We start from the raw sequence: 13,277 nt of genomic DNA, 5'->3' as shown, positions 1-13,277 counted from the left end.
CCATGCGGGTGAAAGTGCGTTTCCGGGTCAACTCCCTCACCGGCGAAGTGGAGACGTTCCTGATCGAGGACATCAGCACCGAGCCGGAACCGGAGCACGACGCCACCCACGACCGGATCGCCCACGAGGTCGGCAAGGTGGTGGCCCGGCGGCCGGCGCCCGAGCAGGTGCCGGGCGGTGCCGGTGCCGACGGCGGGCTGTTCGTCTACCGGCCGGAAGATCTCCGGCCACCGGTCGGCGAACAGGAGAAGACCACCGAATGACCACCACCCGGCTGCACCTGCTCGCCCAGGCCGCGCTGTGCTTCGAGCAGGCAGGCCGGCTCGAGGACGCCGCCAGGTGCCGGGAGCGGGCGGGCGAGCCGGTCCCGGCGGCGGAGCTGTACCGCACGGCGGGGAACCTGACCAAGGCGGCCGTCTGCTACCGGCGGGCCGGCCGGACCGGCGACGCGGCGACCTGCCTGCTGGCCCTCGGCCGGCCCGAGGACGCGGCGGAGCTGTTCGGGTCGGCCGGCAGGCACCTGGAAGCGGCGTGGATCCTCGCGCTGGACGCTCGCCTGCCGCAGCGAGCGCACCAGGAGCTGGCCTGGGTCCGTCCGGACGGCCGGGCCGAAAACCTGCGGCTCGGGCTGGCCCGCGCTTTGTGCTCGGCGTTGGAGCGACGGCCGGACGCACTGGTCGCCGCGCTCGAGGACGTGGAGCGGCACCTGGCGGAAGTGACGCCGGCCGACGAGCAGGCCAAGGTCACGCGGTGGGCGGTGCAGGCCGCCGACCACCTCGGCCGGCCGGACCTGGCCGCGCAGGTGTTCGCCGCGGCGTACCGGTGCCGGCTGCGGGGCACGGCGGCGCAGTGGCGGGACTGGGCACGGACCGCGCTGGGTGGTACCGCGGGTGTGCCGGAACGGGATCTCCGATGATACGGCGGCGCAAGAAGCAGGCCCCGGCGCCGGAACCGGCGCCGGGCGGTCACTTCCACATCACCCCGCTGGTCCCGCCGCCGGCCCCACCCCGGGCGGCCGCACCGGACCCGGCTCCCAAGACGGTGTTCGGCGCCCGGTTCGCCCACCCGGCCGACGCGCTGACGTTCGTCGCCGCGATCCGCGACGACGAACACCGCCGGTATCCACCGGTGGTGCGTGACCCGGCCCGGTCGGTCTGGGTGATCGTGCACGGCTACCAGGGCAAGGACGTCGAGCTGAGCTGGGCCCTCGGCGGCGTCGTGCACCTGCCGGAAGGATCCGACCTGGTGTCTCCGCGCGGCCGTCGCCACCGGTGGCAGGACGTGTCTGCCTGGCCGGCCGTCTCGTGGCTGGAACTGGCCGCCGGAATCGCGCCCGGCAAGGCAGTTGCCGAACAGGCCGAGGTCGTGGTGGTGACCTCCGGACCGCTGGCCCGGTGGGTGATCGACCGGTCCCAGGCGGCCGACTTGGACGTCCGGGTCGCCACCGCCCGTCTCACACCGGCGTTCCCGGAACAAGCCGGCGACTGGCCGGCGGTGCTGCTCAAGGTCACCGCGCCCGGCCGGGCCGTGCCCACGGCGTTCACCCGGGCGCTGACCGGGCTGCCGTCCACGGTCGTCTGCCGTCCGTCCGGCGGCCGGCTGCTGATCGACCAGCGGCTGGTCCTGCCGCTGCTGGACGCGGACCTGACCCGCTGGGTGCCGGACGGCTGGGAGCTGCTGCTGGCCGGAGACCTCGGCGTCCGGCGCATCACCGAGCGGAGTGCCGAGTACGCGCCGCCGTTGCGAGCCGACACCACGCTGGCCTCCCCGCCGGCTCCGCCGCCCGGCAGGCTGCCCGCCGACCTGCGGGTGGAGGTGGCGCTCGTCCCCGACCGGCAGGCACGCCCGGTGGACGCGCTGCTGCTCACCGACGACGAACTGCTGCCGCTGCGCCGGTTCCTGACCGGGCATCCGGCGGCGGAACGGGCCCTCCTGGTGCTGGGCCCGGGCCGGCACCTGTACGCCGAGCCGGGGCGGCTCGTGTCGGACATCCCGTTCGGCGTGCCGCTGTGCCGGCTCGGGCCGGGTGCGCTGTACCAGGAGGCCGGCCACCGCCTCAAGCCGACGTTGCCGGCCGCTGCCAGGGCACGGCTGTTCGCGGTGGACGCGGAGTCCGTGGTGGTCATGCACGCGAGCGGAACCTGCAGGCTCTCGTTGCGGAGTGCAGTTCCGGTTTGGACACTGTGGCTGGGGCCCACCGTGGCCGCGGAGCCCACCCCGGACTCGCTGTCGGCGGCGGCCAAGGCGGTGCTGGAGCAGGCGGACGCGGCGGGCGCCCGGATCGAGCCGGACGTCCCGGCGGACGCGCGGACCGTCGAGCAGACCGGCCTGTACACCGAGGGGTTCCAGCTCGAACAGCAGGGCAAGCTGGCCGAAGCGGCCCGGAAGTACTGGGAGGCGGGCGAACCGGCCCTCGCCGCCCGGCTGTACGAGCGGGCCGCCGGGGCCGGGCAATGACCACGCTGAAGCCGGTCGTGACACTGGCCGCCCCGGAGTGCCGGTGCGTCCGGATTTCCCCCGACGGCACCAGCGTGCTGACCGTCGGCGACGGCGCGGTCCAGGTGTGGGACGCGGCGAGCGGGCAACTCGGCTGGTCCCGGGCGCGGCAGGCGGCGGCCGAGTTCCCGGTGGAAGCCGTGTGGGGTGCCGCCGGTGATTCGATCACGCTCCTCGCCGGCGCCCGCCTGGGCCTGCTGGACGCCGTCACGGGGGCGGAACGGCCGTTGCCGGACGAGCTGGCCGGGCGGGCCGGCATCACCGCCATGGCGCTGTCGGCGATCGAGCCCACGCTCGCGGTGGGCACCCGGCAAGGCACCGTGCTCCTCTGGCACCAGGACAGTGGCCGGGTGCTCCGGTTGCGTGGCGGCGGTGACCCGGTGATCGCGCTGGCCTGGCGACCGACGTCCGGTGAGCTGTGCGTGGCGCGGCCCCGATCGCTCCAGCTGTGGCAGCCGGCGACCGAGGTGATGATCAGCTCGATGAACGTCGGGGACGCCCATCCGGTGCGGCTGGCGTGGACCCCGGACGGTGAGCTGATCATGATGATGGGGCTGAGCGAGGTACGGACGCTGAGCGTCGCCGACCCCGGCCGCAGCACCCCGCCGCTGGTCACCGCGGGCCTGCCGACCGGTATCGGGGTCAGCCGGACCGGTGCGACCCTGCTGGCGGGCCTGCCGGACGGCTCGCTGACGCTGCTGGACCGATGGCTGCGCGCGCCGGACGTGGCGCCTGGTGTCTGGCCGGCCGCCCTCACCGAAGCCTCCGGCCTGCACGTGAACGAAACCGGCCTGGTCGGGGTCCGGACGGGCAAGCAGACGGTCGGCCTGTACGCGTTGCCGGACACCCAACGGCCGGATCCGAAGCGGCACCGGAGCGTCGCGCTGCGCCGCTGGGCAGCCGGCGTGGTCCAGTCGGCGGTGGTCACCACGGAAACCACGCCGCCGCCTCCGGTGCCCACCACGCTCGCCCGCAAGTCCGGCTTCGGCTGGGCCGACGAAGGCTGGTACGTCCACGCGTCGGACGGTGTCACCCGGTTCGGCGGCGACGGCCTGCCGGTGTGGACCGCCGAGACCGGGGACGGCCCGCTGTCGGCCGGCGCGGGATTCGTCGCGGTGGGCCAAGCCCCGGACCGGATCGCCGTGCTGGACGGCACGACCGGGGAGCGGGCGGCGTCGGTCGACGGAGTCGGTTCGGTGGCCTGGTCGGCGCGCGCGGCGGCGGTGTTCGGGCCCGGCAGGCGCGATCTGCACGTCCACGACCTGAACGGGATCGGCCGGCCACGGACGGTCCCGGTGCCGGACCGGACCGGTGCCCCGTGCTGGTCACCGGACGGGACGCTGCTGGCCGCCGCGGTACCCGATGCCGTCGTGGTGTGGGACGGCCGGACACTGGCACGGGTCCGGCGGCTGGACACCGGCCCCGGACGCCGGGGCGGTGTGGTGGCTTTCTCGCCGGACGGCGCCTCCCTCGCGCTCGCTCGGGCCGGCGCGCCCATCACCCTGTGGGACACCGCGACCTGGCGGCCCGAAACCGGGCCGGCCGCGTTCGGGGAAGTGCTGGCCTGGTCACCGGACTCCCGGCTGCTCGCCGTCCCCGCGCGCCGGCCGATCGGCGCGGTCGACCTGTGGGACGCCCGGCGTGGCCAGGTCGCCCTCACCGTGCCGGCCCCGCCGAGCGGCGGCAAACCGGTGGCGAGCGTGCACTGGGCCGCGGACGGGCGGTTCGCCGTCGTCCACGACGAAGGCACGGTCGTCCGCTGGACCGTGGCGGTTCCGCCGCGGCCGGACGGCGAACGGCCGCCGCACCCGTGCCTGGCCGCGGTGGTCGTCGCGACCGCCGCCGTGGGCACGAGCGTCGCCCTGCCACTGCTGGCCGACGTGTTTTCGCTGCTGCTCGGCGAGGACGCCGGCCGGCTCGGCGAGTTCGACCGGCACCCCGGCGTCACCATGCTGCGCGGGCTGCGCTGGCCACCGGAGGCGGTCACGGGACTCACCGTGCTCGTCGTTGCGGGCGTCCCGGCGGACGCGAACACGGCGCCGCCCAAGGACGCCCGGCAGGAGGATCTGCGTGCCGCGGTCGAGCCGGCGCTGGAAGGCGTGCCGACGATTCCCCACGCGCCGGACCCGCCGATGACCGCGTTGCGGGCTGAACTCGAGCGGATCGACGACTCCGTGATCATGCTCGCGACCCTCCTGGGCCCGGACGCGGTGGCCGCCGCGCCGGACATCCTCGCCAGGGTCCGCCGCCAAAGCTTCGGCGGCTGGTCCTTCGCACCCCGCCAGCGGCGGCTGCTGGGCCTGCGGTCGATGTTGCGCACTGACGGCACCTCACAGGGCCACGGGACGGGCGACACCCGGGTGGGCGTAGCCCGGCACGGCGAACTGCCGTCGCTGATGCCGTCGCAGCTCGCCCTGCCACGCGAGGTACTGGGCGCGAAGATGTCCCGCGACGAACTGCTGTTCCGCACCCGTCAGGGCGAACTCGTCGTCGACGGGCAACCCGTGGTGTTGATCGTGGACGACACGCCTGCGGCGTTCGGGATGGTCGGGCTGACCCTCCGGATCGTCGCGAACGTGCTTGCCGGCATGGCGATCCGCCAGCACCGCCGGTGCGCGCTGGTGCGGCTGTCGTCCGCGGAGGTCACGTTCCTGACCGAGACGGCAGATCTGATCCACGTGTGGGGGCGGGGCAGCGTGGACCGTCCCGACCTGCCCGCTGCGCTGGCCGCCGCCGGCGCGGCCGCGACCCAGCTCAGCGACGTCCTCGGCGGGCTGCCGCGGCTGGTGCTGCTGACCCACCCGTACCTGGCGTGCTCGACCCGGCCCGGTCTGCACGTGATCCGGGTCCACTACCCGGGCCTGCCCACGGACGACGTCGGCCCGCGTACCCACGTGCTGGCGCCCGGTGCCGGCCCGGACGAGATCCACGACGTGGTCGCCGCGGTGCTGCAGGACCGGACGTGACGTGGTCAGCCGCAGAGCATCTGCTGGATGTCGTCCGGGCCCAGCCCGCTCAGGATCTCTTCGAGGACCTCCGGGCGGAAGGCGTCGCCGAGGATCTCGACGCCGTCGGCGCTGACCGAGACACGCAGCCGCACCAGCCGCCCGTCCGGGTGATTCGAGTAGTCCTCGGGCTGGATGAGGTCGGGGAGGTGTTCGACGAACCGGAAATCGTTCATGACCAACGCCCTCCGAGGGTCGTTCCGCAATCCGGGCAGCGACCGGCGACGAGCCGGTTCCCGCGCAACGACCACACCCCTCGGCTCACCACCACGGAATCACAGGCGGGACAACGGGTTTCGCGGCCGCTGTCACCGAGAGCGCGCTCAACGTAGACATATTTCAGCCCCGCCGCACGGCCGTGCTCGACCGCCTCGGCGAGGGCCTCAGGAGGCGTGGGATCGCGGTCCCGCATCCGGAAAGCGGGCGTGAACCGCACCAAGTGCCAGGGGATGTCGACGCCGATCCCCGCGATCACCTCGGCGACCCGCTCGGGGTCGGTGACTCCGGGGATGACCGGGGTGGAGACCTCAACCCACGTGCCGTGCTCCCGGAACCGCCTGATCGTGTCGACGACGGGCCGGAAGGAGCCCCCGGTGAGCCGCCGATGCGACTTCTCGTCGACGCCCTTGAGGTCGATGTTCACCGCAGCCACGGCCGGTGCGCACAACGCAACCGCCTCGGGCGTCAGGAATCCGTTGCTTTTCCACAGGATTTCCACCCCCAGGGTGCGACCGTGACGCGCCAGCTCCATGGTGAGTTCGGGAGCCAGCGAGGGTTCGGTGTACGACATGGCCACATTCGCGGACATGGCGGCAGCCCTGCCGACCACGTCGGCCGGGTCGACGGCGGTCGCGTTCCACGCGGACTGGTCGTCGCGGCCGAACTGAGACATCCGGAAGTTCACGCAGTAGTCGCAGCGGAAAGAGCAGCCGGGGGCGGCAAGGGTGATCGTCTGGCTACCGGGACGGTAATGGAAGAAAGGCTTGCGCTCCACTGCGTCGACGTGCGCCACGGACGAGGCGAAGGTGGCGGTTTCCAAGCCGGTGGCTGATCCGCGGCGGACCTTGCAGACGCCCACCTGGCCCTCACCGAGTACGCAGTGATGCGGGCAGAGCCGACAGAGGACGCCTCGAGCTGTTTCCTCGGTCAGGACCGCCGGCAGCCATTCCACCCGGCTATTCTAGACGATTGCACGGTCGTTCGAAGCCGGAGGACGTTTGCTGGTTGTCCTCTCTGAAATCAGTGAGAAGAATGGCCACGCCGGTCTCGAACATCTCGTGCGGCCACCGAGCCTGCGAGCGGCTGACCGGCTCGTGTCGGTCGATTTCCGTGAACCGGCCAATCGGGATCTGCATGGTCCGTGCCTGGCTGGCGCGCTCTGGTTCCCATCGGGATCGACGCTGCCGATGCGGGTGGCGAGGTGGTCCCACCTGGCGTGTTGACCGGGCCGGGGCCTGCCGGCACCGACGGCGGCGGGCGGGCCCCGGTTACCGGGTGCGACGAGCGGGTACCTCTCCGGGTGGAGGTGAGGAGATGACATCCCACAGCACCCCGGCTGTCCGGCGCCGTACGGCGGTGCTCGGCGTGGCCGCCGGCCTGGTCCTGCTCGCCGGGCTCTACCTGGTCATGGCCCCGTGGATCACCGGCTTCGGTGGCGCGGGCGTCCTGGCGCTGAGCGACACCCTGGTCGGCCTGGTCCTGATCGCGCTGGCGATCGCCCGCACGGCCACCCGGCGGCTCGTGCTGATCGGCTGGGTCGTCCCGGTCCTCGGCGCGTGGGCCGCCGTCTCGCCGTGGCTGCTCCGCAGCGGCGGGGAGACTGTCCCGTCGGCGGGCGCCTTCGTGGGCAACGTTGTCGCCGGACTGGTGGTCGTGGTCGCCGGCGTCGCGCTGGCCCGCCGGGTCAGCTCTTGATCAGCAGCCAGTCGCCCGCGCCGCCGCCCGGCCGGTACGGGCTGTCGGCCCGCTTCGCGACCACGCCGGGGAGGCCGTGCTGGCGGCCCGCGCCGGCCACGGCCTCGCCGCCGCCGAGGTAGTAGCGGGGGACCTGCCAGTGACGGTCTTCGATCGCCAGGCCGTCCAGCAGCTCCCGGCGCTTCGTGTAGGGCAGGTCGAGCGTCGGCCGGCCGTCGAGGTGCAGGACGTCGGAAGCGAAGTAGAAGACCGGGCAACCGGTCTTGAGGCGCTTGGCGGCCGCGGCGTCGGCCCGGCGGCGCTCGTCGAGCCCGGCCGGGTAGGGCTTGCCGTCCTTCATCACGACCACTTCGCCGTCCAGCAGCACTTCCGTGGACCCGAGCTGCTCGCCCAGCTTGTGCAGCTCCGGGTAGCGGTCGGTGACGTCGGCGCCGGTGTCGTCGTGCGCGGTGACGCGGCCGCCGCAGACCAGCAGCATCGTGCGCAGGCCGCCCCAGGCGAACTCGTAGGCCCACCCGTCGTCGTCCGGCGGCAGCTCACCCGGTTCCGCCGTCATCGGCTCGAGGAATTCGGGGGCGTCCTCGTGGCCGGGTTCGGCCGGGTCGAGGCGGCGCAGGGTCCAGTCTCGGCCGTCCTCCTCGTGCCGGTTCCGGAACACGTACTTGCCGCGCGTGCGGGCGCCGTGGAAGACCACCTCGACCTTGTGGTCGTTCCAGTGCAGGGTTTCGTACCGGCCGGTGTCCCACACGGTCATCCGGCCGCCGCCGTATTCGCCCGCGGGGATCTCGCCGGAGAAGGTGAGGTACTCCAGCGGGTGGTCTTCGGTGTGCACGGCGAGCCGGGGCACGCCGGGGGAGAGCGGCAGGCCCTTCGGCACCGCCCAGGACACGAGCACGCCGTCGCGTTCGAGCCGGAAGTCCCAGTGCAGCTGAGTCGCGTGGTGTTCCTGGATGACGAAGAGGTCGTCGTTCCCGGGGACGGGCGGGCCGTCCGGCCAGGGTTCGGGAGTGCGGTCGCGGTCGCGCTTGCGGCGGTATTCCTCGAGTTTGTCGGCCATGGCCGCCCCGGTACCCCTTCCGCTCGAAGAGCTTCCAGGGTACCGGGGTACGGGCCTCAGTCCGTCTCGGCCATGGCTTCGGCGAACTGCGCGGCATACAGCCGGGCGTAGGCACCACCGCTGTGCAGCAGCGTTTCGTGGTCGCCCTGCTCGACGATGCGGCCGTGCTCCATCACCAGGATCACGTCCGCGTCGCGGATCGTCGAAAGGCGGTGCGCGATCACGAAACTCGTGCGGCCGCTGCGCAGCGAGTTCATCGCCCGCTGGATCAGCACCTCGGTGCGGGTGTCGACCGAGCTGGTCGCCTCGTCGAGGATCAGGATCACCGGCTTGGCCAGGAACGCCCGCGCCACCGTGATCAGCTGCTTCTCACCCGCGCTGACCGTGCCGCCCTCGTCGTCGAGCACCGTGTCGTAGCCTTCCGGCAACGTCCGCACGAAGCGGTCCACGTACGTCGCCTGGGCCGCCTCGACGATCTCTTCGCGGCTCGGATCGTCCGCGCCGTAGGCGATGTTCTCCGCGATCGTGCCGCCGAACAGCCACGCGTCCTGCAGCACCATGCCGGTCTGGTCGCGCAGCTCTTCGCGGTTCATCTTCGCGATGTCGACGCCGTCGAGCGTGATCCGCCCGCTGTCGAGCTCGTAGAACCGCATGAGCAGGTTGACCAGGGTCGTCTTCCCCGCCCCGGTCGGGCCGACGATCGCCACCGTCTGACCGGGTTCGACGGTCAGCGAGAGGTGCTCGATCAGCGGCTTGTCCGGCAGGTAGCGGAACGAGACGTCCTGGAACTCGACACGCCCGCGGATCACCTCCGGCCGCTCCGGGGTCGCCGGCTCCGGCGCCTGCTCCTCGGCGTCGAGCAGCGCGAACACGCGCTCGGCCGAGGCGACGCCGGACTGCAGCAGGTTCGCCATGCTGGCGATCTGCGTCACCGGCTGGCTGAACTGGCGCGAGTACTGGATGAACGCCTGCACCTCGCCGAGCGTCAGGCTGCCCGACGCGACGCGCAGCGCGCCGATCACCGCCACCAGCACGTAGCTCAGGTTGCCGATGAACATCATCGCCGGCTGGATCATCCCGGAGATGAACTGCGCCTTGAAGCTCGCCTGGTACAGCGTCTCGTTCTGCTTGTCGAAGATCGCCGCGGACTCCTCGCGGCGGCCGAACACCTTCACCAGCGAGTGCCCGGTGTACATCTCCTCGACGTGGGCGTTGAGCTTGCCGGTCGTCGACCACTGCTTGATGAAGTTCGGCTGCGCCCGCTTGCCGACCTTCGCCGCCACGACCGCCGACAGCGGCACGGTCAGCAGCGCGATCAGCGCCAGCAGCGGTGAGATCAGGAACATCATGATCAGCACGCCGACCACCGTCAGCAGCGACGACACGATCTGCGACAGCGTCTGCTGCAGCGACTGCGCCAGGTTGTCGATGTCGTTGGTGACGCGGGAAAGCACCTCGCCGCGCGGCTGGCGGTCGAAGTACTTCAGCGGCAGCCGGGCGAACTTCTCCTCGACCTGCCGGCGCAGCCGGTACACCGCGTGCTGCACCAGGGTCGTCGTCAGCCGGGCCTGGATGAGCCCGAAGAACGACGAGATGACGAACAGCGCCAGCACGATCAGCAGGATCCGGCCGACCTTGTCGAAGTCGATGCCGACGCCGGGCACCAGGTCGACCCGGCTGTAGATGTCGGCGAGCGTGGCGTCGCCGCGGGCCCGCAGCCCGGCGACGATCTGCTCCTTGGTGACCCCCGGCGGCACCTGCTTGCCGAGCACGCCGGCGAGGATGGCGTCGGTGGCCTGGCCGAGGATCTTCGGCCCGATCACGGTCAGCGTGACGCTGGCCGCGCCGAACACGAGGACGGCGATCAGCGCGACCCGCTGCGGCCTGAGCAGCTGCAGCAGGCGCTTCAGGGAGCCTTTGAAGTCCAGGGCCTTCTCGGCCGGTGCGCCGCCGGACATCCAGCGGGCGGCCGGCCCACCGGCCGCGGCACCGGTGTTCCGGTGCCGCTGCGCGGTCGGCCGTTCCCCGGCCTCGGTCACGGCGGCTTCGGGCGATTCCGTGGTACTCACGCCGCCTCCTGTTCGGTGAGCTGGGACAGCACGATCTCCCGGTAGGTTTCGTTGCCGTCCATGAGTTCGTGGTGGGTGCCGGTGCCGACGACGCGGCCCTCGTCGAGGACGATGATGCGGTCGGCGTTGCGGATGGTGCTGACCCGCTGCGCGACGATGACCACCGTCGCCTCCTTCGTCTCCGACACCAGCGCCCGGCGCAGGGCCGCGTCGGTCGCGTAGTCGAGCGCGGAGAACGAGTCGTCGAACAGGTAGATCTCCGGTTTGTGCACCAGCATCCGGGCGATCGCGAGCCGCTGCCGCTGACCGCCCGAGACGTTGGTGCCGCCCTGGGCGATCGGCGCGTCGAGGCCCTCGGCCATCGCTTCGACGAAGTCCTTGCCCTGCGCCACTTCCAGCGCGTGCCAGAGCTCTTCGTCGGTCGCGTCCGGGTTGCCGTAGCGCAGGTTGCTCGCCACCGTGCCGGCGAACAGGTACGGCTTCTGCGGCACGAGCCCGACCGCGCGGGCGAGCACCGCCGGGTCGAGGTCGCGCACGTCGACGCCGTCGACCTTGACCGTGCCGGCGGTGGCGTCCATCAGCCGGGGGATCAGGTTCAGCAGGGTGGTCTTGCCGGTACCGGTCGACCCGATCACGGCCGTGGTCTCACCCGGGCGCCCGATCAGCGAAATGTCGCACAGCACCGGCTTTTCCGCGCCGGGGTAGCGGAACTCCACACCGGACAGCTCCAGGTGCCCGTGCACCGCGCCCGGGCGGATCGGCGACACCGGCGGGCGGACGCTGGACTCGGTGCCGAGCACCTCGCTGATCCGCTCGGCGCTGACCTCCGCGCGCGGCACCATCATGAACATGAACGTGGCCATCATGACGGCCATCAGGATCTGCAGCAGGTAGGACAGGAACGCCGTCATGGCGCCGATCTGCATGCTGCCGGAGTCGATCCGCTGGCCGCCGAACCACAGCACCGCGACGCTGGAGACGTTCATCACCAGCATCACGATCGGGAACATCAGCGCCATCAGCCGCCCGACCCGCAGCGAGACGGTCAGCAGTTCGTCGTTCGCGACGTCGAAGCGGGCCCGTTCGTGCTTGTCGCGCACGAACGCGCGGATCACCCGGATGCCCATGATCTGCTCGCGCAGGATCTGGTTGATCCGGTCGATCCGGACCTGCATCAGCCGGAACGCGGGGCGCATCTTGGCGATGATCACCCCGACCGAGACCGCGAGCACGGGCACGATCACCAGCAGCAGCGAGGAGAGCGGCACATCGAGGTTCAGCGCGAGGATGATGCCGCCGACGCACATGATCGGCGCGGACACCATCAGCGTCAGCGTCATCAGCACCAGCATCTGGACCTGCTGGACGTCGTTGGTGGTGCGGGTGATCAGCGACGGCGTGCCGAACTGGCCGACCTCGCGGGCCGAAAAGTCCTGCACCCGGTGGAAGACCCCGGCGCGGATGTCCCGGCCGATCGCCATCGCCGTGCGGGCGCCGAAGTAGACCGCGCCGATCGAGCCGGCGATCTGGGCCAGCGTGACGGCCAGCATCACCGCGCCGATCCGCAGGATGTAGCCCATGTCGCCCTTGATCAGGCCGTTGTCGACGATGTCGGCGTTCAGCGTCGGCAGGTAGAGCATGGCGATCGTCTGCACCAGCTGGAGCAGCACGATCACCCACAGCGTGCCCCGGTACGGGCGCAGGTGGCTGCGCAGGAGCTTGACTAGCACAACGATTCCCCCAGTGGAGTGGTGGTGGTGTTCGGTTCGGGTTTGCGTTCGGTGCCGCCGGTCAGGGTCGGCATCCCGGCGGCCAGCTCGTCCAGCAGCCGCTCCAGCGTCGGCAGGAGCGGTTCGCCTTCGGTGAACCAGTTCACGAAGGCGACGCGGACGGCACTTTCCACCGAGGAGGCCATCAGCCGGCACAGCAGGTGGTCCACACCGCCCACCCGTTTCGCGATCGTTTCGGCGAGGACCCGCTCGACCGCCGCGTGGGCGTTCAGGAACTCGCCCCGCAGCATGAGCTGGCCCATCAGCTCCCGGATACGCGCAACATACGCGCGATCCGGCTCGCCATCACGCGAATATTGCTCGAGCACCACGTGCTTGACCGACTGCCAGAGCGGTTCGCCCTCCGGCCGGTTGAGCAGGGCCTCGCGCATTCCTTCGTGCCGGTCGACGACGACCGCGCAGACCGCCTGCTCCTTGCTGGAGAAGTAGTTGTTGAACGTGCGGGGCGAGACACCCACCTCGGTGGCGATGTCCTCGACCCGGACGTTCTCCAGCCCCCGCTCCAGCGTCAGCCGCAGGGCGGCTTGCGCGAGGGCTCGCCGGGCCTCGCGCTTCTTCCGCTCGCGCAAGGTCAGCTTCGGTGGTTCTTCCGGCGGCATGAGCAGAGTGTAGCGAAAAACTTGCGCGGCCCGCAAAAAATTGCGTGGCGCGCAAGTTCGGGACGAATCGGGCACGGCCCGGCGAGTTCGCCGGCAGGGCCTGCCTCAGCTGCGGGTTCGCGGGCCGTGTGCGCTCCGTTGCGGACCGCAATTTGCAAAATTGCACCGAATGGCCTAACCCACTGCGCTCACCAGCAGCGACGCTCCGAAATCACGGTCACGCCCAGCGATCACGCGGGGACCGGCTGTGGACATCCCACGAACCTTTCTGCTTGCATGTCCCGCATCGCCGCCGGGGGTCGGCGAAGCACCGTCGTTCCGCAACAGTTCGTTGAGCACTGTCGCAC

Annotated in this window: 11 protein-coding genes; 5 read left to right on the top strand and 6 right to left on the bottom strand. The window is 71.6% G+C overall.

All coding sequences use genetic code 11. From position 1 onward, the window contains the following. Positions 1-2 precede the first annotated feature (2 nt). The 4 genes from ACWEGE_RS39060 to ACWEGE_RS39045 are packed head-to-tail and all read left to right on the top strand — an operon-like array spanning position 3 to position 5,462. On the top strand, positions 3-263 hold the full coding sequence (locus ACWEGE_RS39060; protein ID WP_449665517.1) for a hypothetical protein: 261 nt from the start codon (positions 3-5) through the stop codon (positions 261-263). Continuing rightward, a complete protein-coding gene (locus ACWEGE_RS39055; protein ID WP_449665516.1) occupies positions 260-916 on the top strand; it encodes a hypothetical protein in 657 nt (218 codons plus the stop codon). Before ACWEGE_RS39060 ends, ACWEGE_RS39055 begins: the two co-directional genes overlap by 4 nt. Beyond that, positions 913-2,457, top strand: coding sequence for a hypothetical protein (locus ACWEGE_RS39050; protein ID WP_449665515.1), 1,545 nt, complete (start codon positions 913-915; stop codon positions 2,455-2,457). The genes ACWEGE_RS39055 and ACWEGE_RS39050 overlap by 4 nt, the downstream gene beginning before the upstream one ends. Beyond that, positions 2,454-5,462: a WD40 repeat domain-containing protein gene (locus ACWEGE_RS39045; protein ID WP_449665514.1), complete on the top strand. Its 3,009-nt coding sequence runs from the start codon at positions 2,454-2,456 to the stop codon at positions 5,460-5,462. Before ACWEGE_RS39050 ends, ACWEGE_RS39045 begins: the two co-directional genes overlap by 4 nt. Positions 5,463-5,467: 5 nt before the next feature. Here ACWEGE_RS39045 and ACWEGE_RS39040 read toward each other — a convergent pair whose 3' ends face one another. Continuing rightward, positions 5,468-5,677, bottom strand: a complete 210-nt coding sequence (locus tag ACWEGE_RS39040) for a radical SAM-modified peptide, FtsH ternary system-associated (RefSeq protein ID WP_449665513.1) — start codon at positions 5,675-5,677, stop codon at positions 5,468-5,470. Next, positions 5,674-6,672: a radical SAM protein gene (locus ACWEGE_RS39035; RefSeq protein ID WP_449665512.1), complete on the bottom strand. Its 999-nt coding sequence runs from the start codon at positions 6,670-6,672 to the stop codon at positions 5,674-5,676. The genes ACWEGE_RS39040 and ACWEGE_RS39035 overlap by 4 nt, the downstream gene beginning before the upstream one ends. 362 nt (positions 6,673-7,034) lie before the next feature. On the opposite strand from ACWEGE_RS39035, the gene ACWEGE_RS39030 reads away from it, so the two are divergent. Beyond that, the gene (locus ACWEGE_RS39030) at positions 7,035-7,415 is read left to right on the top strand and encodes an SPW repeat protein (RefSeq protein ID WP_449665511.1); all 381 of its coding nucleotides are present in this window, start codon (positions 7,035-7,037) and stop codon (positions 7,413-7,415) included. Here ACWEGE_RS39030 and ACWEGE_RS39025 read toward each other — a convergent pair. Genes ACWEGE_RS39025 through ACWEGE_RS39010 form a run of 4 tightly spaced genes read right to left on the bottom strand, consistent with a single transcriptional unit; the run spans position 7,405 to position 12,930 of the window. Next, positions 7,405-8,472, bottom strand: coding sequence for a DNA polymerase ligase N-terminal domain-containing protein (locus ACWEGE_RS39025; protein ID WP_449665510.1), 1,068 nt, complete (start codon positions 8,470-8,472; stop codon positions 7,405-7,407). The two genes, ACWEGE_RS39030 and ACWEGE_RS39025, sit on opposite strands and share 11 nt — an antisense overlap. A 56-nt stretch (positions 8,473-8,528) precedes the next feature. After that, the gene (locus ACWEGE_RS39020; protein ID WP_449665509.1) at positions 8,529-10,541 is read right to left on the bottom strand and encodes an ABC transporter ATP-binding protein; all 2,013 of its coding nucleotides are present in this window, start codon (positions 10,539-10,541) and stop codon (positions 8,529-8,531) included. Then, the gene (locus ACWEGE_RS39015) at positions 10,538-12,271 is read right to left on the bottom strand and encodes an ABC transporter ATP-binding protein (RefSeq protein ID WP_449665508.1); all 1,734 of its coding nucleotides are present in this window, start codon (positions 12,269-12,271) and stop codon (positions 10,538-10,540) included. The genes ACWEGE_RS39020 and ACWEGE_RS39015 overlap by 4 nt, the downstream gene beginning before the upstream one ends. Further along, entirely contained in the window at positions 12,265-12,930 is a 666-nt protein-coding gene (locus ACWEGE_RS39010; RefSeq protein WP_449665507.1) for a TetR/AcrR family transcriptional regulator, read from the bottom strand. The genes ACWEGE_RS39015 and ACWEGE_RS39010 overlap by 7 nt, the downstream gene beginning before the upstream one ends. Between the last annotated feature and the right edge of the window lie 347 nt (positions 12,931-13,277).

The organism is Amycolatopsis sp. NPDC004747, from assembly GCF_053601335.1.
This window is presented reverse-complemented; position numbering and strand designations above follow the sequence as displayed.